This is a genomic window from Polynucleobacter sp. AP-Nino-20-G2 (genome assembly GCF_018688235.1).
Classification (GTDB): Bacteria; Pseudomonadota; Gammaproteobacteria; order Burkholderiales; family Burkholderiaceae; genus Polynucleobacter.
Map to the genome: position 1 here is coordinate 863,876 of NZ_CP061313.1, position 20,639 is coordinate 884,514.

At 47.6% G+C, this 20,639-nt stretch carries 18 protein-coding genes and 2 tRNA genes; 19 read left to right on the top strand and 1 reads right to left on the bottom strand.

Annotated elements, in window-relative coordinates; all coding sequences use genetic code 11:
• The first annotated feature begins 9 nt into the window (after positions 1-9).
• The 13 genes from FD960_RS04535 (at position 10) to FD960_RS04595 (ending at position 10,782) form a co-directional block, all read left to right on the top strand.
• The gene (locus FD960_RS04535; RefSeq protein WP_215300278.1) at positions 10-2,046 is read left to right on the top strand and encodes a bifunctional (p)ppGpp synthetase/guanosine-3',5'-bis(diphosphate) 3'-pyrophosphohydrolase; all 2,037 of its coding nucleotides are present in this window, start codon (positions 10-12) and stop codon (positions 2,044-2,046) included.
• Between the two features lie 18 nt (positions 2,047-2,064).
• Positions 2,065-2,141 (top strand) — tRNA-Val (locus FD960_RS04540).
• Between the two features lie 93 nt (positions 2,142-2,234).
• The gene (thrS, locus tag FD960_RS04545; RefSeq protein ID WP_215300280.1) at positions 2,235-4,157 is read left to right on the top strand and encodes a threonine--tRNA ligase; all 1,923 of its coding nucleotides are present in this window, start codon (positions 2,235-2,237) and stop codon (positions 4,155-4,157) included.
• Between the two features lie 42 nt (positions 4,158-4,199).
• Entirely contained in the window at positions 4,200-4,724 is a 525-nt protein-coding gene (infC, locus tag FD960_RS04550; protein WP_215300597.1) for a translation initiation factor IF-3, read from the top strand.
• 148 nt (positions 4,725-4,872) lie between these two features.
• Positions 4,873-5,070 carry a 50S ribosomal protein L35 gene (gene rpmI, locus FD960_RS04555; protein ID WP_011902674.1) on the top strand — a complete coding sequence of 66 codons (198 nt, stop codon included), beginning with the start codon at positions 4,873-4,875 and terminating at the stop codon, positions 5,068-5,070.
• A gap of 25 nt (positions 5,071-5,095) precedes the next feature.
• Complete coding sequence (gene rplT, locus FD960_RS04560) at positions 5,096-5,461, top strand: 50S ribosomal protein L20 (protein WP_215300282.1); 366 nt, start codon at positions 5,096-5,098, stop codon at positions 5,459-5,461.
• 30 nt (positions 5,462-5,491) lie between these two features.
• The gene (gene pheS, locus FD960_RS04565; RefSeq protein WP_215300284.1) at positions 5,492-6,538 is read left to right on the top strand and encodes a phenylalanine--tRNA ligase subunit alpha; all 1,047 of its coding nucleotides are present in this window, start codon (positions 5,492-5,494) and stop codon (positions 6,536-6,538) included.
• Positions 6,539-6,569: 31 nt separating this feature from the next.
• Complete coding sequence (gene pheT, locus FD960_RS04570; RefSeq protein ID WP_215300285.1) at positions 6,570-9,026, top strand: phenylalanine--tRNA ligase subunit beta; 2,457 nt, start codon at positions 6,570-6,572, stop codon at positions 9,024-9,026.
• Positions 9,027-9,112: 86 nt separating this feature from the next.
• Positions 9,113-9,436 carry an integration host factor subunit alpha gene (locus tag FD960_RS04575; RefSeq protein ID WP_215300287.1) on the top strand — a complete coding sequence of 108 codons (324 nt, stop codon included), beginning with the start codon at positions 9,113-9,115 and terminating at the stop codon, positions 9,434-9,436.
• Positions 9,414-9,764 carry a MerR family transcriptional regulator gene (locus tag FD960_RS04580; RefSeq protein WP_215300289.1) on the top strand — a complete coding sequence of 117 codons (351 nt, stop codon included), beginning with the start codon at positions 9,414-9,416 and terminating at the stop codon, positions 9,762-9,764. The genes FD960_RS04575 and FD960_RS04580 overlap by 23 nt, the downstream gene beginning before the upstream one ends.
• A 25-nt stretch (positions 9,765-9,789) precedes the next feature.
• Positions 9,790-9,866: transfer RNA gene (locus tag FD960_RS04585), tRNA-Pro, on the top strand.
• Positions 9,867-9,893: 27 nt separating this feature from the next.
• Positions 9,894-10,295 (top strand): PaaI family thioesterase, encoded by a 402-nt coding sequence (locus FD960_RS04590; RefSeq protein ID WP_215300291.1) that lies wholly within the window; start codon positions 9,894-9,896, stop codon positions 10,293-10,295.
• Between the two features lie 202 nt (positions 10,296-10,497).
• Entirely contained in the window at positions 10,498-10,782 is a 285-nt protein-coding gene (locus tag FD960_RS04595; RefSeq protein ID WP_215300293.1) for an H-NS family nucleoid-associated regulatory protein, read from the top strand.
• A gap of 82 nt (positions 10,783-10,864) precedes the next feature.
• Here FD960_RS04595 and FD960_RS04600 read toward each other — a convergent pair whose 3' ends face one another.
• Positions 10,865-11,566 carry an excisionase family DNA-binding protein gene (locus FD960_RS04600; RefSeq protein ID WP_215300295.1) on the bottom strand — a complete coding sequence of 234 codons (702 nt, stop codon included), beginning with the start codon at positions 11,564-11,566 and terminating at the stop codon, positions 10,865-10,867.
• A gap of 298 nt (positions 11,567-11,864) precedes the next feature.
• On the opposite strand from FD960_RS04600, the gene FD960_RS04605 reads away from it, so the two are divergent.
• The 6 genes from FD960_RS04605 to FD960_RS04630 are packed head-to-tail and all read left to right on the top strand — an operon-like array spanning position 11,865 to position 20,639.
• Positions 11,865-14,723, top strand: a complete 2,859-nt coding sequence (locus FD960_RS04605) for a 2-oxoglutarate dehydrogenase E1 component (RefSeq protein WP_215300297.1) — start codon at positions 11,865-11,867, stop codon at positions 14,721-14,723.
• Between the two features lie 43 nt (positions 14,724-14,766).
• A complete protein-coding gene (odhB, locus tag FD960_RS04610; protein WP_215300299.1) occupies positions 14,767-15,972 on the top strand; it encodes a 2-oxoglutarate dehydrogenase complex dihydrolipoyllysine-residue succinyltransferase in 1,206 nt (401 codons plus the stop codon).
• A gap of 11 nt (positions 15,973-15,983) precedes the next feature.
• Complete coding sequence (gene lpdA / locus FD960_RS04615; protein WP_215300301.1) at positions 15,984-17,420, top strand: dihydrolipoyl dehydrogenase; 1,437 nt, start codon at positions 15,984-15,986, stop codon at positions 17,418-17,420.
• Complete coding sequence (gene zapE / locus FD960_RS04620) at positions 17,421-18,524, top strand: cell division protein ZapE (RefSeq protein WP_215300303.1); 1,104 nt, start codon at positions 17,421-17,423, stop codon at positions 18,522-18,524.
• A gap of 9 nt (positions 18,525-18,533) precedes the next feature.
• Positions 18,534-19,382 carry a 3',5'-nucleoside bisphosphate phosphatase gene (locus tag FD960_RS04625; protein WP_215300305.1) on the top strand — a complete coding sequence of 283 codons (849 nt, stop codon included), beginning with the start codon at positions 18,534-18,536 and terminating at the stop codon, positions 19,380-19,382.
• A 54-nt stretch (positions 19,383-19,436) separates the two neighbouring features.
• Positions 19,437-20,639: a tryptophan--tRNA ligase gene (locus tag FD960_RS04630; RefSeq protein WP_215300307.1), complete on the top strand. Its 1,203-nt coding sequence runs from the start codon at positions 19,437-19,439 to the stop codon at positions 20,637-20,639.

The window sequence follows — 20,639 nt, forward strand, 5'->3', positions numbered from 1 at the left end:
TATCTACCCATGTCAAATGCTGGAAATGCATCTGGGCAATTTAAAATCATAGATGGGTGGTATGGCGAGCCAGCCGAGAATCATGCTGCTGGCGTTCTTCGCATTCTTCAAGCCCTTCATTTAGACGAGGCGACATTAACCGCTGCAAATCATATTGCTCGAACCCATGGGAAAGAGTCACTCATCAAACTGATTGGCGAAGAGCCGGCTAAGCTTCTGATTGGGTATCGTGGATTAAGGCAGGCACAAGCAAAACTGGTTCGTGATGATGGTGGCTTGAGCATCTCTGGGCAAGAAGAGATGCTGCGCAAGATGTTGTTGGCATTTGGTGATGACCTGCGTGTAGTGCTCATCTATCTCGCTTCGCGCCTACAAACTTTGCGCTGGATTACTCAAGAAAAAATCGCCATGCCTAAGGCTTGGGCTCAAGAGATTCTGAATATCGACGCCACCCTTGCAAATCGCTTAGGTATTTGGCAAATGAAATGGGAGATGGAGGATTTAGCCTTCCGCGTTCTTTCTCCGGACTTTTATCGTGATATTGCCAAGATGTTAGATGGCAAACGTATCGAGCGTGAATCTTTTGTTGCGCACATTGTTGCGCGTCTTCAGGCTGAGTTGAGTGCCGCGCACATTGATGGCGAGGTTCAGGGTCGTCCAAAACATATTTACAGCATCTGGAAAAAGATGCAGGGCAAGTCTTTGGACTTCGCCAATCTATATGACGTCAGGGCTTTTAGAGTTTTAGTGGAGGATGTCAAATCTTGTTACGCGATTTTGGGGTTAGTGCATAACGTTTGGCAGCCAGTACCACGTGAGTTTGATGATTACATTGCTAGACCCAAACCAAACGGTTATCAATCATTGCATACCGTAGTGATGGATGAGCACGGTACCGCGTTTGAGATTCAGGTTCGTACCCAAGAAATGCATCAACAAGCCGAGTATGGTTTGGCTGCGCATTGGCGTTACAAAGAGGGGGCCTATGTGGGTGCTGCTACGCCCCCAAAAACAAACAAAGGCTTACCGCCGCCAACAAACTCCAGTCCAACTCATCAAACTGGTACGCACAGTGCCGCCGTTGCTTACGAGCGCCAAATCGCTTGGGCAAGGCAGCTCATCTCTTGGAAAGAGGATGCCTGGGAGCAACTGAAGCACCATGAGATTGATGATCATATTTATGTGCTGACTCCATTGGGTAAGGTGATCTCCTTGGAGAAGGGGTCGTCGCCAATCGATTTTGCCTACGCGGTCCACACGGATTTGGGTCATCGTTGCCGGGGTGCGCGTGTTGATGGAGCGATGGTGCCTCTGGATACACCACTTCAGAATGGTCAAACCGTTGAAATCATCGCGGTCAAACATGGCGGGCCATCGAGGGACTGGATTAGTCCGAACCGCAATTACTTAAGATCTCAACGGGCCCGTACTCGTGTGCGTGCTTGGTTTAATGCCTTAGATGATGAAGAGGCTGGCAATAAATCATCAGAGGCAAAGGTTGAGCAAAAGTCAGAACTGAAAACCGCTACATCGCAACAAGAGATTGTTTTGTGGCAAAGTACTCGTAAGCATGGTCAAGCGGGGGATGTATTGGTTGTGGGGGTTGATTCTCTATTAACCCAGTTGGCGCGTTGTTGCAGGCCGGTACCTCCCGATGCTATTGCTGGTTTTGTGACTCAGGGACGCGGGGTGTCCATACATCGTCGCTCATGCAAAACCTTTAGAGGGCTTCTCGAGAGGGCTCCTGAGCGGGTAATTCAGACGGCGTGGAATGAACCGGGCCCTGCAATTGAGTCTGGAAACGAGTCTAAGCGGGTATTTCCTGCGGATTTAGCGGTGACAGCATTGGATCGCCCCGAGCTCATGCGGGAGCTATTTGAGATTCTCACGAGGCAGGGCGTACATGTTATCGACCTGCGTAAGTCTGCCAAACGGGGTCTTGCTCAAATACTGCTCACCGTTGAAATTAAAGACTCAGAAGCCTTGCGCCTAGTCCAAAATAGCTTGGAAGAAGTCAAAGGTGTCACGCAGGTTCGCCGCCGGTGATAAACTCTAGGGCTATATAGGCTCGTAGCTCAGCTGGTTAGAGCACCACCTTGACATGGTGGGGGTCGTTGGTTCGAGTCCAATCGAGCCTACCAACGAATAAAGACCCAAAAGAGCGCGGTTGCCTCCAGCTACCGCGCTTTCTTTTTGGTGACATGTAGATGTAAAGCACAGAAGATGGAGTTGTCATGCTGGTAGTTACTCTTCCGGATGGATCTAAGCGCGAGTTCGAAGCTCCCGTTCGCGTCCTTGATGTTGCGCAAAGTATCGGTAGTGGCCTTGCTAAGGCCGCATTGGGCGGCATCGTGGATGGCAAGATGGTTGATGCTAGCTATGTCATCGATAAAGATAGTCAACTTGCGATCATCACGGATAAAAGTTCTGAGGCGCTAGAGATTGTGCGTCACTCCACAGCCCATTTGCTTGCTTATGCTGTCAAAGAATTATTCCCTGAAGCGCAGGTCACTATTGGTCCTGTCATTGAAAACGGTTTTTATTACGACTTCTCTTTTCATCGCCCCTTCACCCCTGAGGATTTGGTGGCGCTTGAAAAGAAGATGACTGAGCTCGCCAAAAAAGATGAGCCCGTTGTCCGCACTGTCATGCCGCGTGATGAGGCAGTCAAATTCTTCAAAGATCAGGGTGAAAACTACAAAGCGGAACTGATTGCGAGCATTCCTCAAGGTGAAGATGTTTCCCTGTACTCAGAGGGTAAGTTCACGGATTTGTGTCGTGGGCCGCATGTGCCGTCTACGGGTAAGTTAAAAGTATTTAAGCTCATGAAGCTTGCTGGCGCTTACTGGCGTGGCGATAGCAAGAATGAGATGCTCCAGCGTATCTATGGCACGGCTTGGTTGAAAAAAGAAGATCAAGATGCTTATCTCCATATGCTTGAAGAAGCGGAGAAGCGTGATCACCGTCGTTTAGGTAAGTTGCTTGATCTGTTTCATTTTCAAGAAGAAGCTCCCGGCTTAATATTCTGGCACCCAAAAGGCTGGTCTATTTGGCAAGAGGTTGAGCAATACATGCGTCGCGTATATCAACGCGAAGGCTACCAAGAGGTGAAGGCGCCGCAAATTTTGGATCGCGGACTTTGGGAAAAGTCTGGCCACTGGGATAACTACAAAGAAAATATGTTCACGACTGAGTCGGAGAATCGCGCTTACGCCTTAAAGCCGATGAACTGCCCGGGCCATGTACAAATTTTTAACTCTGGCCTACACAGCTATCGTGAGTTGCCATTGCGTTACGGCGAGTTTGGACAGTGCCACCGCAACGAACCATCGGGAGCCTTGCATGGCTTGATGCGCGTTCGTGGCTTCACTCAGGATGATGGCCATATTTTCTGTACAGAAGATCAGATTCAGTCGGAGGTAGCTGCTTTTGATAAAGCGGTGCGTGAGGTTTATCAGGATTTTGGGTTTACTGAGGTTGCTGTGAAGTTGGCTTTGCGTCCAGCGAAGCGTGTTGGAGACGATGCTATTTGGGATAAGGCAGAAGATGCCTTGCGCGGCGCTTTGACCGCATCAGGCCAAGAATGGGAAGAATTGCCAGGAGAGGGTGCTTTCTACGGTCCGAAGATCGAATATCACCTGAAGGACTCCATTGGGCGTACTTGGCAGTGCGGCACTATTCAGGTTGACTTCTCCATGCCGGCCCGTTTAGGTGCTGAGTATGTGACCGAGGAGAACACTCGCAAAGCTCCCGTCATGCTCCATAGGGCAATTGTGGGCTCTTTAGAGCGTTTTATTGGTATTTTGATCGAAAATCACGCTGGAAACATGCCTGTTTGGCTTGCTCCAACTCAGGCTGTAGTCCTCAATATCTCGGGAAATTCTGCTGCATATGCACAACAAGTCCAGCAATCTCTGAAAAAACAAGGGTTTAGAGTCGAGTCTGATTTGCGGAATGAGAAAATTACGTATAAAATACGCGAGCACGCATTACAGAAGATCCCATTTTTGCTAGTTGTTGGCGATAAAGAGGCTGAAAGTAATTCGGTGGCCGTTCGTGCCCGTGGCGGAGTGGATTTAGGCGTAATGCCTCTTGATGCCTTCGTTGCCCGACTCCAGCAGGATATTTCCCAGAAAGTCGGACCCGAGCCTAGCTAGGGGTGGAATGGTTTTTATTGTTTTTTTAAAGGAATTAAGAAGATCGCTACTGATAAATCGCAGCGCATAAACCGGGAAATTACTGCTCCTGAAGTGCGTCTGATTGGACTTGATGGTGAACCCATCGGTGTAGTTAAGTTGAGTGAAGCCTTGGCTTTGGCTGAAGAGAAAGAAACCGATTTGGTTGAAATTGCTCCGACTGCTGTGCCACCTGTAGTCCGCATCATGGACTTCGGCAAATTCAAATACCAAGAAGCCAAACGTTTGCATGAAGCTAAGCTCAAGCAAAAAGTGATTCAGGTGAAGGAAGTGAAATTCCGTCCCGGCACAGATGATGGTGACTATGGTGTGAAGCTACGCAATCTAATCCGCTTTTTGGAAGATGGCGATAAGACAAAGATTACGCTGCGATTTCGGGGTCGTGAAATGGCCCACCAAGAAATTGGAGTCAGAATGTTGGAGCGCTTGAAGTTGGACTTACAAGAGTACGGCCAAGTTGAGCAGTTTCCCAAGATGGAAGGTCGCCAGATGGTGATGGTATTGGCCCCCATCCGTAAGGCAAAGTAATAAACATAGCAAGCCGATTCGCAAGATTGGGTTTGTTGTTTAAGTAGGGAGGAGTCGTAAGACTCTGGTAGTTAGAAGTGCTTCTAGGTACAGGAAGAGTAACCGTCGGTTGCCACCTATGTTGCACAAGCAGATGAAGGGGTGCTTTATGCCCAAGATGAAGAGCAAGAGTAGCGCTAAAAAGCGCTTCACGGTTCGCGCAGGCGGAACGATTAAACGAGGTCAGGCTTTCAAACGCCACATCCTCACTAAGAAAACCACAAAGAACAAGCGTCATTTGCGTGGTTCCACTGAAGTTGCGAAGGCAGACGTTAAGTCAATTCGCTCCATGCTTCCTTACGCTTAACCTCAGACTAAATTAGGAGAATTAAATGCCAAGAGTCAAACGTGGGGTTACAGCAAGAGCCCGCCATAAGAAAATCACCGATGCCGCATCTGGCTATCGTGGACGTCGTAAAAATGTATTCCGTATTGCTAAGCAAGCAGTTATGCGTGCCGGTCAATATGCTTACCGTGACCGTCGTAATAAGAAACGTGTATTCCGCGCTTTGTGGATTGCTCGTATCAATGCGGCAGTTCGTCAGCATGACATGACCTATAGCGTATTCATGAATGGTATGAAGAAGGCCGCGATCGAACTCGACCGCAAAGTGCTTTCTGATATGGCCATTGCTGACAAAGCGGCTTTCGCTGCTTTGGTTACTCGGATCAAATCCGTAGTAAACGCTGCAGCTTAATTTTTTAATTCATTTAAAAACTAAGCTGCAATGGTTTCTCTCGACCAAATTGTCGAGGATGCTAAACGTGATTTCCTCGGAGCTGCCGATGCGGCAGCTCTAGAGGACGCGAAAGCCAAGTATCTCGGTAAGTCAGGTGTTCTCACTGAGCGTTTAAAAGCGCTTGGTGGAATGTCGCCTGATGAGCGCAAGAGTGCTGGCGCCCAAATTAATCAAATCAAAACCCAAGTAGAAGCTGCATTACAAGAGCGTCGTCAGGCGTTGGCTGATGCCGTGCTTTTGCAACGTCTTGCGGCGGAGTCCATTGACGTTTCCTTGCCTGGCCGTGGCCAAGCAGTAGGTAGCCTGCATCCAGTGATGCGTACCTGGGAACGTGTTGAAGAGATCTTCCGTTCGATTGGTTTTGATGTTGCTGATGGCCCTGAAATTGAAACCGATTGGTTTAACTTCACGGCATTAAACAGTCCAGAAAATCATCCTGCGCGCTCAATGCAGGATACGTTTTATATTGATGGCAAAGATTCCAATGGAAAGCCTTTGTTGTTGCGCACGCATACCAGTCCGATTCAGGTTCGATATGCAAGCGAGCATGTTAAGAAATATGCCAACGCTGATGTAATGCCTCCGATCAAAGTGATTGCGCCTGGCAGAACTTATCGCGTGGATAGCGATGCAACGCACTCACCGATGTTCCATCAGGTTGAAGGTTTATGGATCGCGGAGAGTGTTTCTTTCGCCGATCTCAAAGGTGTTTACACCGATTTCTTGAGAACTTTTTTTGAGACGAACGAATTGCAAGTTCGTTTCCGTCCTTCCTATTTCCCATTCACTGAGCCATCTGCTGAAATTGATATGGCCTTCGGCAGCGGCAAGTTAGCCGGTCGTTGGTTAGAGATTTCTGGAGCAGGGCAGGTGCATCCTAATGTCTTGCGCAATATGGGTATCGACCCAGAGCGCTATACCGGCTTTGCTTTTGGCTCTGGTTTAGAGCGTCTGACGATGTTGCGTTATGGCGTCGATGACTTACGTCTTTTCTTTGAGAACGATCTCCGTTTCTTAGCGCAATTCCCAGCTTAATTAGCTAACCTTCTAATAGTAGATAGCGCATATGCAATTTTCTGAATCTTGGTTACGCCAATATGTAAACCCTTCTCTTGATAGCAATGCCCTAGGTCATGCAATGACCATGGCAGGTCTTGAAGTAGAGGAGCAGCATTCAGTTGCACCAGCTTTTACTAAGATTGTGATTGCGCAGATTCTGTCTGCAGAGCAACACCCTGATGCGGATCGTTTGCGCGTATGCAAAGTGGATGCTGGGACTGGCCAAGAATTACAGATTGTTTGCGGTGCGCCTAATGCGCGTGCTGGTATCAAAATTCCTTGTGCCATGGTTGGTGCAGAACTGCCGCCGGCTGAAGCAGGTGGTAAGCCTTTCATGATCAAGGTTGGCAAGTTACGCGGTGTAGAAAGCCAAGGCATGTTGTGCTCTGGTCGCGAACTTGGTCTTGGTGATGATCATGAGGGTATTCTCGAACTGCCAGCTGATGCGCCGGTCGGGGAAGATATTCGCAAGTACTTGGATTTGGATGATCAAATCTTTGTTATCAAGCTGACCCCTAATAAAGCGGATTGCTTATCTCTGATGGGTATGGCTCGTGAAGTGTCTGCCATTACTGGCGCAGCGTTATCTGCGCCAAAGTGGACTGATGCCACTGTAGCGATTCAAGATAAGCTCAAAGTTACTGTTGAAAATACTGATCTCTGTGGCCGCTTTGCCGGTCGCGTCATTCGTGGCGTTAATCCGCAAGCAACAACACCAGATTGGATCGTACAGCGTTTAGCGCGAGCCGGACAAAGAAGTATTTCTCCATTAGTGGATTTATCAAACTACGTCATGCTAGAGATGGGGCAACCTACTCATGTATTTGATATTGATAAATTATCAGGCGACTTATCGGTCCGTTGGGCAAAACCAGGCGAAAGTCTTGAGCTGCTGAATGGCCAGACAGTCACATTGCAGGGCCTGGATTCTGCGGGCAAGATCCAAGATGCTGGTGTAGTTGCCGATCAAGCTGGCCCGGTTGCTTTGGCTGGGATTATGGGCGGTAATCACTGCGCTGTAACTGACGATACAAAAAATATTTATGTTGAAGCTGCTTACTGGCAGCCTTCCGCAATTCAAGGACGTGTGCGCCGCTTTAATTTCAGTACTGATGCCGCTCATCGTTTTGAGCGGGGAGTGGATCCGCAAAATACGGTGAACTGTTTAGAGTATTTAACCGCACTGATTGTTGAGGTTTGCGGTGGCCAAGTTGGTCCAATCGATGATCAGGTATTGGCGTTGCCGGTGCGTAAACCTGTCAGCATGCGTTTAGCACGTGCCATGAAAGTGATTGGGATTCCACTCACGACTGAAATTGTTGCCGATGTATTTAAGCGTCTTGGTTTTGAATTTAAGCAAGAGGGCGATACATTTATTGTTACCCCTCCAAGCTATCGCTTTGACATTGAAATTGAAGAAGATTTGATTGAAGAAGTCGCGCGTATGTACGGCTTCGAAAATATTCCTGATGTACCGCCTGTTGCCTCATTAAAGATGAGTGCTAAGGCCGAAGCAAAACGCGGTATCCATTTATTGCGCCAGCGTTTGGCTTTGCAGGGCTATCAAGAGGCGGTGAACTTTGGCTTTACGGATCTCGATAGTGAAAAGCGTTTAACAGGCGCAACAGAAAAAGACATCATTGCAGTTCTAAACCCCATTGCCAATCAATACGGTGTGATGCGGAGCAATTTGTGGGGTGGCCTATTGGGCAACCTCAAGTCAAACTTGAATCGTGGCGCAAGTCGTGTGCGCTTATTCGAAGCGGGGCGTGTATATAAGCGTGATACTAGCGTTCAAGAAGAGGCTGGCAAAGTCGCTGGCTTCTATCAACCGCAGCAGGTTGGCGGTCTCGCCTATGGTTCTTTTGTGCCTGAGCAGTGGGCAAGCGATAACCGCGCGGTTGACTTCTTTGATGTGAAGGGTGATCTTGAGCGTGTCTTGGATCCTTTGCACTTCAATACTGAATCTGCCGTTCATCCAGCTCTACACCCTGGTCGTAGTGCGCAAATTCAACTATTAAGCCCAAACGGTAAGATCAATATCGGCTGGATAGGGGAATTGCATCCTGGTCTGCAGCAGGCCTATGAATTGCCTCAAGCCCCCGTCCTATTTGAATTGGATTTAGAAGCCATTCGTCATTTGGGAATTCCTCAACCTGAGGAGCTGAGCAAGTTTCCTGCTGTGCAGAGAGATCTGGCGGTGGTTGTAAAGCAATCTGTTTCTGCTCAGTCTTTATTGGATGCAATGGCTAAAAGTAAGCAACCTTTTGTTAAGGGCATTGAGTTATTTGATGAATTCAGACCCAAAGTCGGATCAAGCAGTATGGCTGATGATGAAAAGAGTTTGGCATTCCGAGTCACTTTGTTAAATCCGCAGGAAACATTGCAAGATGCCCAAATTGAACCGGTTATGAAAGCTTTGTTGGCTTCCCTCGAGAAAAATTGCGCGGCTCGTCTGCGCTAGGTTTAGTATTGAGCGTATAGCTAAAATCAAAGCATCAAGCAGCCCCCAGATTAACAGCGATAAATAAGTACAAAGAGAGTGCCGCAATGAATGAATTAGTTAATAACGATACTGTTACTAAAAACGAATTATCTGAAGCACTCTTTGATCAAGTAGGTCTGAATAAGCGCGAAGCAAAGGACATGATTGATGCCTTCTTTGACCGCATTGGCCAATCTTTAGAGACTGGGGTTGAGGTTAAGATTTCTGGATTTGGCAACTTTCAGTTGCGCAATAAATCAGCTCGACCAGGCAGGAACCCTAAGACCGGCCAAATGATTCCGATCGCTGCGCGTCGCGTAGTTACTTTCCACGCAAGCCAAAAACTCAAAGATGTAGTTGAGTCACATGCTCGAGAAAACAGCATTTGATGCTGGGGCGGTGCTGCTAAGTTCGCAGCTCCCTCCAATTCCAGCTAAGCGTTATTTCACCATAGGTGAGGTGGCAGACCTTTGTGGTGTGCGCTCCCACGTTTTGCGTTACTGGGAGCAGGAATTCTCCCAATTAAGCCCTCAAAAGCGACGCGGTAACCGTCGCTACTACCAGCATCATGAAGTGGTCCTCATTCGCAAGATTCGGGCACTTCTGTATGAAGAGGGCTTTACCATCAGCGGTGCTAGAAATCGCCTTGATGAGGCTCGCGGAGAGTTGCGTTTACGTGATGAACTTCAAGCCGTTCTGCAAATTCTGTCTAAATAGTTACTGATACAATTTCGTCTTTCGTCGGGGCGTAGCGCAGCCTGGTAGCGTACATGCATGGGGTGCATGTGGTCGGAGGTTCAAATCCTCTCGCCCCGACCATTCAATCTCCTCAAAACTCCCATTCTCATGAGCTCAAATCAGAACAACACGACGTACTTTGGCTTAAATATTCCCTTTTTGGCGCACTTAGGCGTTATTCCTGAGTTTGCGGAAGGTGGTAAATCCCGTATTAGCCTGGAGATCAGGCCTGAATTTGAGAATAGCTTTCATATTGCCCACGGGGGAGTGGTCATGACCCTTTTGGATTTCGCAATGGGGGCGGCTGCCAGAAGTACGGTAAATCAGCCATTAGGTGCAATGACCATTGATATGAGCGTCAGCTTCTTGCGACCCAGTATCGGCAAAATCATTGTTGAGGGTAGTGTTCTGAAGTCTGGGAAAACCATCAATTATTGCGAGGCAGTTGTTTTAAATGAGGCTGGTGAGATAACCGCTAAATCCAGCGGCACTTTCATGTTAAGAAGGTAGTTTTAGATAGATATAATGAATATATTATTTATAATCATTATGTAACTTGATTGATTATTTAAGTTATAAACCATTATTTCATAAAGGTTTATATGCAATATTGAAATATATTCGCATATTCAATAATCTCCTTATATAATGTTTTCTTAGAAATTACCAATTAAGGTTATTTCATAAAACTAATATTCGGAGAAATCAATACATGTCCTCTTATAAAGAACTTTTAGCTCAGCGCGAGCAATTGGATAAGCAGATAAAAGAAGCTGTTCAACGCGAAAAGGCTGATGGAATAGCTAAAGCGAAACTCATTATTGAGGAATATGATTTAATGGTTTCAGATCTTTTTAGCCGTAAAGCGGGTGCCCGTAGTGCCGGCGGTAAGGTTGCCCCCAAGTACCGCAATCCCGCAACAGGTGAAACTTGGACTGGCCGCGGTAAGGCTCCGAAATGGATTGAAGGTAGAGATCGCAGTAACTATTTGATCTAAGTTTCTGATTTTACTGAAGTATATGAAAGGCCACCCAGTTATTTGGGTGGCTTTTATGTTGAAATAACTGATATTTCTGGGTTTAAGCGCACTTTCTATTGAGGGCTTGTATAAAAATAGGCTCTAGAAGTTCATGTCTATTTTGATCTCCTGGGGTGGCTTCTAACTCAGGATTTGTGGCCGGATATCCAATAATCAGTGGATTTTGGTCGATAAGACCGTTTTCTACCTCTTCTTGCAATACATCAGGATAGCTAGAGCGCACGCCTACAGTGTTTTCATCTGCCAGCCCCAGAACGCCTGGGTGCAGCTTGATGAATCCCTCATCCACCAGAATAGGAATTCGCTGGGTGTCCTTGTTTTTGCTCAGATAATGGATGAGATGAACTTGCTCTACTGGCGGTATTAGGGCATCGAGGAAGATGAGGTCGGGTGCTATTGAGACTGATCTCATTAGTCCCTCGAGGCTATCAACGGCAACCTCCATATCCACCTTCAGTTGCCAGCATTGAATGGATTCTATTAACTCCTGACTATTTTCGACTCTCCTGAATATCCCCATGGCAATGCAATTTTGAGTGGTTTTCTGGCGCATCGCTCTCTTGCGTCTAGCTAATTGCTGGTCCAGTGAGCTCGCAAGGATGCGTCGATGGCCGCCACGGGTTTTCCAGGCGATTAATTCACCCAATTCAACCATTTTCTGGACGGTGCCAAGAGAAACCTGTAAAACTTTGGCGCTTTGTCTGGTGCTTAGATATTCCATTTCTGGGGTAATTGCTTTCATATTTCCTTAATCTCATTAATTCAATTGAAGATTTAGAGAATACGAATCAAATCTATGAGAATCTGTCAGGAGTGGTTTAAATCCAGGTAGGAAAATTCTTATTCAGTGGCTGAGATAGGGAAATACCCCTGTGGCCCGCAAAATCAGGGAAAGCCCTTTATGTATCAATGGGTAATCGTGTTAAATTAGCAGAGTTATAAGAGTATTCGCACAGATCAATTCGTAAAGCGGTTTAGCCGTAGAGCGAATGGTTTTAACCACAGTTTTTATTCGGGAAACCCGATGAAAGGTGAGCATCATGATGCAGGATCAAAGGGATAATTCCTATCTCTTCGGCGGAAACGCCCCTTACGTAGAGGAACTCTACGAATCCTACTTGCACGATCCGGCTTCTGTAGCCGATCATTGGCGAGATTATTTTGATAATGTGAAGCAGATCCCAGCAGTCGATGGTTCATCTCGAACTGACGTAGCCCATGGACCTATTGTTGCTTCCTTTGCAGAGCGCGCTAAGCAAGGCCCGATTAGAACTGTTTCAGCGGATTCAGCTGATTCTGAGATGGGTCGTAAGCGTGTAGCAGTTCAGCAGTTAATCGCCGCGTATCGCAACGTTGGTAATCGCTGGGCAGATATTGATCCGTTGAAACGCACTGAGCGTCCGGATATTCCAGAATTAGATCCCGCCTTCTATGGCTTCGGTGATGGCGATATGGATATCGTCTTTAACACCAGTAATACTTTCTTCGGTAAGACCGAGATGACCTTGCGTGATTTATTGCAGGCCTTGCGTCAAACCTACTGCGGTACTTTGGGTGCTGAGTACATGTTTATTGCCGACCAAAAAATTAAAAAATGGTGGCAAGAGAAATTAGAGTCTATTCGCTCGGTTCCTCATTTCAATGTTGATGAGAAGCGTCAGATTCTTGACCGTGTTACAGCGGCCGAAGGTTTGGAGCGCTATCTCCAGGCTAAGTATGTTGGTCAAAAGCGATTCTCTCTCGAGGGCGGTGAAAGCTTTATCGCTTGTATGGATGAGTTGATTCGCGAAGCTGGCGCTAAAGGTGTTCAAGAGATTGTGATTGGTATGGCCCACCGTGGTCGTCTCAACGTACTCGTTAATACCTTGGGCAAGATGCCTACAGATTTGTTTGCCGAGTTTGAGCACAAAGGTCCTGAAACATTGCCGGCAGGCGACGTGAAGTATCACCAAGGTTTCTCTAGTGATATCTCCACACCAGCAGGCCCAGTGCATTTATCACTCGCATTTAATCCATCTCACTTAGAAATCGTGAACCCAGTGGTTGAGGGTTCAGCGCGTGCTCGTATGGAGCGTCGTGGTGATTTGTTGGGTGAGCAAGTGATGCCTGTGTTGGTTCATGGTGACGCGGCGATTGCGGGTCAGGGTGTTATGCAGGAGACCTTGGCAATGGCTGAAGTACGTGGCTATTCTACTGGCGGCACGATCCATATCGTCATTAATAACCAAATTGGTTTTACAACCTCTGATCCACGCGATCTTCGCTCAAGCTTATATTGCACAGACATCATGAAGGTGATTGATGCGCCTGTATTGCATGTCAATGGCGATGATCCTGAAGCGGTTGTGCTCGCAACAAAATTAGCTGTTGAGTTCCGCACTCAATTCCACAAAGACGTGGCGATTGATATTGTTTGCTTCAGAAAACTTGGTCACAACGAGCAAGATACGCCTGCGATGACTCAACCTTTGATGTACAAAATCATTGCCGCTCATCCTGGTACACGTAAGCTCTATGCAGACAAGTTAGAAACCCAAGGTGTTCTGCCAGCCGGTACCGGCGATTTGATGGTGAAAGAGTATCGCGCTGCGATGGACGCCGGTAAGCAAACTTCAGATCCAGTCTTGAGTAACTTCAAAGGTAAGTTTGCAGTAGATTGGTCACCATTCTTGAATAAGAAATGGACCGATGAAGCTGATACCGCTATTCCGTTAACTGAGTGGAAGCGTTTGGCTGAGAAGATCTCCACTATTCCGGAGGACTTCAAAGCCCATCCATTAGTGGAGAAGGTCTATAGGGATCGCGCGGCAATGGGTCGTGGCGAGACAAATATTGACTGGGGTATGGGTGAGCACATGGCTTTCGCATCCTTGGTTGCCAGTGGCTACCCAGTTCGTTTATCTGGTGAGGACAGTGGTCGCGGTACCTTTACGCACCGTCATGCGGTATTGCATAACCAAAACCGTGAGAAGTGGGACACCGGCACCTATATTGCGCTCCAGCACGTTGCCAAAGATCAGGCTCCATTCCTGGTAATCGATTCAATCCTGTCGGAAGAGGCGGTTCTTGGTTTTGAATATGGTTACGCCGCTGCCGAGCCAAATACCTTGACGATTTGGGAAGCCCAGTTCGGCGACTTCGCAAACGGCGCTCAAGTGGTGATTGACCAATTTATCGCCTCTGGTGAAGTGAAGTGGGGTCGTGCAAACGGTTTAGTCATGATGTTGCCGCATGGTTATGAGGGTCAGGGTCCTGAGCATTCATCCGCGCGTTTAGAGCGCTTCATGCAACTGTGTGCGGATACGAATATGCAGGTCATTCAACCAACAACCGCATCGCAGATTTTCCATGTATTGCGCCGTCAAATGATTCGTCAGTTCCGCAAACCGCTGATCTTGATGACGCCTAAATCATTATTGCGCAACAAAGAAGCTGCTTCGCCATTGACTGAGTTCACTAAGGGTGGGTTCCAAACAATCCTGCCTGAGCGTGATGAAGCTATTGATCCGAAGAAGGTCACTCGCTTGTTGATGTGTTCTGGCAAGGTCTACTACGACTTGGCTAAAACACGTACAGAGAAAAAGCAAGACGATGTCGCCATTATTCGCTTGGAACAGTTATATCCATTCCCGCATAAAGCATTGACTGCTGAGTTGAAGAAGTATCCGAAGCTCGAGGAGGTTGTGTGGTGTCAAGATGAGCCGCAAAACCAAGGCGCTTGGTTCTTTGTTCAGCATAATATTTTGGAGAACATGTCTGAGGGCATGAAGTTGGCATATGCAGGTCGTCCAGCATCAGCTTCGCCAGCTTGTGGATATGCGCATCTCCATCAAGAACAACAGAAGTCTCTCCTTACAGCAGCATTCGCAAAACTTAAGGGTTATGTCATTACGAAGTAATCGTAGACGTCACTCAATACACAAACACTAAATAGGATTAATCATGGCTATTTTTGAAGTTAAAGTTCCCCAACTCTCCGAGTCAGTAGCTGAAGCTACATTGTTGCAATGGAAAAAGAAGGTCGGCGATGCCGTCGGTCAAGATGAAATTTTGATTGAAATCGAAACAGACAAGGTGGTGTTGGAAGTGCCAGCTCCCTCTGCTGGTGTTTTGACAGAGATCGTTGTTGCAGACGGCGGCACAGTTGTCGCTGAGCAGTTGATCGCGAAGATTGATAGTACTGCGGTAGCTACTGCCGCTCCTGCAGCAGCTGCGCCAGCACCTGCAGCCGCTCCTGCAAAAGCAGCTCCAGCTGCTGCACCTGCTAAATCTGCTGGCGCTTCTGCGGCGCCATCTGCTGCAAAAATACTTGCTGAAAACAATATCAGTGCTGGTCAAGTTGCCGGCTCTGGTCGCGATGGTCGCGTTACTAAAGGTGATGCACTCAATGCAGTAGCTGGCGGCACAAAAGCTGCTGCATTGCCAAGCGCACCAATCCCTATGGGCGATCGCCCAGAAGAGCGCGTACCAATGAGCCGATTGCGTGCTCGTATTGCTGAGCGTTTGCTTGAGTCACAAGCGAACAATGCGATTTTGACTACATTCAATGAAGTCAATATGGCTCCTGTGATTGCAATGCGCAATAAGTACAAAGATCAGTTTGAAAAAGTTCATGGCGTAAAGTTGGGCTTCATGTCTTTCTTTGTTAAAGCAGCTACACACGCTTTGAAGAAATTCCCATTGCTGAACGCTTCTGTTGATGGCAATGACATTGTGTATCACGGTTACTTTGATATCGGTATCGCAGTGAGCTCACCACGTGGTTTGGTGGTTCCAATTTTGCGTGACGTTGATCAAATGAACTTGGCTGACATCGAGAAGAAGATTGCTGAGTTTGGCGTTAAGGCACGTGAAGGTAAGTTGTCTATTGAGGAATTAACTGGTGGCACATTCTCCATCTCTAACGGCGGCGTATTTGGCTCCATGCTGTCTACTCCAATCATCAATCCTCCGCAGTCTGCAATCTTGGGCATCCATGCGACTAAAGAGCGCGCTGTTGTTGAGAATGGCCAAATTGTGATTCGACCAATCAACTACTTGGCTTTGTCTTATGACCATCGCATCATTGACGGTCGCGAAGCGGTTCTTGGCTTGGTTGCGATGAAGGATGCGTTGGAAGATCCTTCACGTCTCCTCCTTGATTTGTAAGAGGGAAGATCATGAGCCAATCATTTGATGTATTAGTTATTGGTGGTGGCCCTGGTGGTTACATCGCCGCAATTCGCGCAGCGCAACTGGGTTTTAAAGTTGCTTGCGCAGAATCTAATGCGTATGACGATCCTAAGGGTGAGCCACGTCTAGGCGGAACTTGCTTGAACGTCGGTTGCATTCCTTCTAAAGCGTTGCTGGCTTCATCAGAGGAGTTCGAGAAGATCAGTCATCATGTTGCCGATCACGGCATAACCGTAGGGTCTGTGAAGCTGGACTCAAACAAGATGATTGCGCGTAAAGATGCAATCGTGACGAAGATGACTGCCGGTATTCAGTTCTTGTTCCGTAAGAACAAAGTTACTTTGCTCAAAGGTCATGCATCATTCGAGGGTAAGAGTGCTGACGGTTATCAAGTGAAAATTGATGGCAAAGACAAGGAAACTGTTACCGCAAAGAACGTCATTATTGCGACTGGCTCTAAAGCGCGTCATTTGCCAAATATCCCCGTCGATAATGTTCTTATTAGCGACAACGAAGGTGGTCTGAAGTTTGATTCTGTTCCAAAGAAACTTGGCGTTATTGGCGCTGGTGTGATTGGTTTGGAGTTGGGTTCTGTATGGCGCCGTGTAGGTTCTGACGTCACTATCTTGGAAGCGCTCCCATCTTTCTTAGGTGCTTGCGATCAAGGTATTGCGAAAGAGGCGCAAAAGATTTTCACCAAGCAAGGCTTGAAGATCAATATGGGCGTTAAGATTGGTGAAGTGAAGGCAGATAAAAAAGGTGTTGTGGTTAACTACACCGATAGCGAAGGTAAGGCTCAGAAGTTAGAGTGTGATCGCTTGATTGTTTCTGTTGGTCGCGTGCCAAACACTGAGAAGTTGGGTCTTGATAAGATCGGCCTCAAGGTGGATGAGCGAGGTTTCATTCCAATTGACGACCATACTTGCGCAACTGCGGCTCCTGGCGTGTACGCCGTAGGTGACGTAGTGCGTGGACCAATGTTGGCCCACAAAGCTGAAGATGAGGGTGTATTGGTTGCTGAAGTGATTGCCGGCCAAAAACCGCATATCGATTACAACTGCATCCCTTGGGTTATCTACACTGATCCAGAAATTGCTTGGGTTGGCAAGACAGAGCAACAACTTAAAGAAGCTGGCATTGCTTACAAAGCGGGTCAATTCCCATTTGCTGCAAACGGCCGCGCTTTAGGTATGGATCGTGCTGACGGTTTTGTTAAGGTGTTGGCTGATGCTAAGACTGACGAAATTCTTGGCGTTCATATCATTGGACCAAATGCATCTGATTTAATCGCCGAAGCAGCTGTAGCAATGGAATTTAAAGCCGCTGCCGAGGATATTGCTCGTATCTGTCATCCGCATCCTAGCCTGTCTGAGGTGATGCGCGAAGCTGCTCTAGCGACGGATTCACGTGCATTAAATATGTAATTGAAAGCATTAGAGTTTTACCATCAAGAGTTAAAGGCGCGCGGGTATCACAGTGATCCCGCGCAACTTGCCGCCATCGAGCGTTTGCAGCGCTGCGAAGATGAGTGGATTGCTTATAAAGAAATCCGCAGCAGCGGGTTAAAAAAGAAGCTCTTTAAACCAAAATTACCCCGTGGTGTTTACCTATGGGGTGGAGTAGGCCGTGGCAAATCCTTTTTAATGGACTGCTTCTATGCCGCTTCGCCTTTGGAAAAAAAGATTCGAATTCACTTTCATGAATTCATGCGCGAAGTCCATCGTGAACTTCATGAATTATCAGGCTTAGCAGATCCATTGGATGAGCTATCAAAGCGAATTGCCAAGCGCTACCGCTTAATTTGTTTTGATGAATTTCACATTAACGATATTGCCGATGCGATGATTTTGTATCGCTTGCTGAGTGCGCTCTTTGAGGATCGCGTTCAGTTCGTTATGACCTCTAACTATCAACCAAGCGAACTCTATCCAAACGGTTTGCATCGGGATCGTCTATTGCCCGCAATTAAGCTTTTAGAAGAAAAGCTAGATGTGATGAATGTAGATGCGGGTAATGATTACCGCAGGGTACAGATGGCGCAGGTTGAGGCATATCTCACGCCCGTCAATGCGCAAACCCATGCGATCTTGATGCAGATGTTCCAAACGTTGATTGGCAATCAAAAAGAAACGGTCCGTCCAGTATTGCGGATTGAGTCCCGAGAATTGCGACCTCTCCACATGGCGGAGGGGGTGGTTTGGTTTGATTTTCAAACCCTTTGTTGTGGTCCAAGGTCTCAAAATGACTACTTGGAGATCGCTAATCAGTTTCATACGGTGATTTTGTCTGGCGCACCTTATATGCCTCCCAGGATGACTAATGAGGCTCGGCGCTTTATTTGGCTCATAGACGTCCTATATGACCATAAGATCAAGTTAATCATCTCCGCAGAGGTTCCGGCAACAGAGCTCTATACCGAGGGTCAGATCACTAGCGAGTTCTCCAGAACGGTTTCTCGCTTGATTGAGATGCAGTCCCGCGATTACCTAGATGCGCCTCGTCGTGTAATTGACACCAGCTTGACCTAAAATAGGGTCATGACCAGTATTTCAAGCCTAAACGCAGATTTACATTGCCACTCCGTAGTTTCCGACGGGACTTTGACGCCCGAGGAATTGGCGGAGCGCGCCCATGCGAATGGGGTGCATTTGTGGGCCCTTACTGATCATGATGAACTTGGTGGTCAAGCTAGAGCAAGATCTGCGGCCAGTGCACTCGGAATGGATTATCTGGCGGGGGTGGAAATTTCAGTTACTTGGATGGGGCAAACCATTCATATTGTTGGTCTCGGAATTGATGCTGCCCATGCGGGGATTCTGGAGGGGTTGCGCCGTACTCGCGATGGCCGGGGGAATCGTGCCAAATTAATGGCTGAGCAACTGCTCAAAGCGGGCATTCCTGGCGCCTATGAAGGCGCGCTGCATTTTGCTGGTAATCCTGAATTAATTTCTCGCACCCACTTCGCCCGCTTTTTAGTGGAGCAGGGGGTGTGCCGTGATACAGACCATGTATTTAAAAACTACCTTATCGAAGATAAGCCTGGTTACGTGCCACATTTGTGGGCCAGCCTAGATGAAGCTGTTGCTTGGATTAAAGCGGCTGGTGGCGTTGCCGTGATTGCGCATCCTGGCCGCTACAAACTCAGTGCCATGCAGATGGATGAGCTCTATAAGCATTTCAAGGAGATTGGTGGCATGGCAATTGAGGTGATTACCGGTAGCCATAGTCCGAGCCAATATCAGACCTATGGCAAGATTGCCCAGCATTATGGATTTTTGGCTTCGCGGGGTTCAGATTTTCATGATCCCGAAGAGAGTTATATTGATCTAGGTGCTTTGCCACGCTTGCCTGATCACCTGACACCTGTATGGTCGATGTTTCATTGATAAATTTCTCACACCTCAACCTGTTTTAATTACTTTTAAAGAATAAAGATCAAGATGTTTGCTGAACGCGTTCTCTCTGGCATGCGACCAACTGGTAGTTTGCATTTAGGCCACTACCATGGTGTTTTAAAGAACTGGGTACGCTTGCAGTCCGAGTACCCCTGTTTCTTTTTCGTGGCCGATTGGCATGCGTTGACCACTCATTATGAAACTCCGGATGTGATTGAGCAGTCCGTATGGGATATGGTGATCGATTGGTTGGCCTGTGGTGTTGATCCTAACCAGGCTACTTTATTTATACAAAGCAAGGTTCCTGAACACGCTGAACTCTTTCTATTGCTGTCGATGGGTACGCCTTTGGGTTGGCTTGAGCGTGTGCCGACCTACAAAGACCAAATCGAAAAGTTAAAAGAAAAGGATTTACAGACTTATGGCTTCTTGGGTTACCCATTGTTGCAGGCTGCTGATATTTTGATTTACCGCGCGCAATTTGTGCCGGTAGGCGAGGATCAAATTCCGCACGTGGAGATGACTCGTGAAGTAGCCCGTCGTTTTAACTATCTCTATGGTCGCGAGCCAGGTTTTGAAGAGAAGGCGCTTGAGGCAGTTAAAAAATTGGGTAGCAAGCGTGCCAAGATGTACGCTGAATTGCGTGTCGCTTTTCAGGAGCGTGGAGATGACGAAGCTCTTGAGCAAGCGAAAGCCTTACTGCAGGAAGCGCAAAGCCTTTCGATGGCCGATCGTGAGAGATTATTTGGTTTCTTAGAAGGCGCTCGCAAAATTATTCTGCCAGAGCCTCAGGCTTTGCTAACAACAGCTTCTCGTATGCCTGGTATCGATGGCCAGAAGATGTCCAAGTCTTATGGAAATACGATCAGCATTCGCGAGAAGCCGGAAGAGGTGATTCGCTCGATTCGTACGATGCCAACGGATCCGGCGCGTGTTCGCAGAACCGATCCAGGTGATCCTGCGCGCTGCCCAGTTTGGCAGTTGCATACGGTGTATTCCAGCGAAGATACTAAGGCTTGGGTGCAAAAAGAATGCCAGTCTGCTGGAATTGGTTGCTTGGAATGTAAGCAGCCGGTGATTGATGCGATTCTTGCTGAACAACAGCCGATGTTTGAGCGTGCCCAGAAGTATTTGGATGATCCAAGTCTTTTGCGTTCGATTATTGCGGATGGTTGCGATAAGGCTCGCAAAGTTGCCCAAGAAACGATGCGCGAGGTTCGCGAGTCAATGGGCCTAGCTTACGATTAA

Excerpts from the sequence above, each read along its gene's own strand:
- FD960_RS04535 (WP_215300278.1), top strand. The coding sequence starts at position 10 with ATGTCAAATGCTGGAAATGCATCTGGGCAATTTAAAATCATAGATGGG.
- thrS (WP_215300280.1), top strand. The coding sequence starts at position 2,235 with ATGCTGGTAGTTACTCTTCCGGATGGATCTAAGCGCGAGTTCGAAGCT.
- rpmI (WP_011902674.1), top strand. The coding sequence starts at position 4,873 with ATGCCCAAGATGAAGAGCAAGAGTAGCGCTAAAAAGCGCTTCACGGTT.
- rplT (WP_215300282.1), top strand. The coding sequence starts at position 5,096 with ATGCCAAGAGTCAAACGTGGGGTTACAGCAAGAGCCCGCCATAAGAAA.
- pheS (WP_215300284.1), top strand. The coding sequence starts at position 5,492 with ATGGTTTCTCTCGACCAAATTGTCGAGGATGCTAAACGTGATTTCCTC.
- pheT (WP_215300285.1), top strand. The coding sequence starts at position 6,570 with ATGCAATTTTCTGAATCTTGGTTACGCCAATATGTAAACCCTTCTCTT.
- FD960_RS04575 (WP_215300287.1), top strand. The coding sequence starts at position 9,113 with ATGAATGAATTAGTTAATAACGATACTGTTACTAAAAACGAATTATCT.
- FD960_RS04580 (WP_215300289.1), top strand. The coding sequence starts at position 9,414 with ATGCTCGAGAAAACAGCATTTGATGCTGGGGCGGTGCTGCTAAGTTCG.
- FD960_RS04590 (WP_215300291.1), top strand. The coding sequence starts at position 9,894 with ATGAGCTCAAATCAGAACAACACGACGTACTTTGGCTTAAATATTCCC.
- FD960_RS04595 (WP_215300293.1), top strand. The coding sequence starts at position 10,498 with ATGTCCTCTTATAAAGAACTTTTAGCTCAGCGCGAGCAATTGGATAAG.
- FD960_RS04600 (WP_215300295.1), bottom strand. The coding sequence starts at position 11,566 with ATGAAAGCAATTACCCCAGAAATGGAATATCTAAGCACCAGACAAAGC.
- FD960_RS04605 (WP_215300297.1), top strand. The coding sequence starts at position 11,865 with ATGATGCAGGATCAAAGGGATAATTCCTATCTCTTCGGCGGAAACGCC.
- odhB (WP_215300299.1), top strand. The coding sequence starts at position 14,767 with ATGGCTATTTTTGAAGTTAAAGTTCCCCAACTCTCCGAGTCAGTAGCT.
- lpdA (WP_215300301.1), top strand. The coding sequence starts at position 15,984 with ATGAGCCAATCATTTGATGTATTAGTTATTGGTGGTGGCCCTGGTGGT.
- FD960_RS04625 (WP_215300305.1), top strand. The coding sequence starts at position 18,534 with ATGACCAGTATTTCAAGCCTAAACGCAGATTTACATTGCCACTCCGTA.
- FD960_RS04630 (WP_215300307.1), top strand. The coding sequence starts at position 19,437 with ATGTTTGCTGAACGCGTTCTCTCTGGCATGCGACCAACTGGTAGTTTG.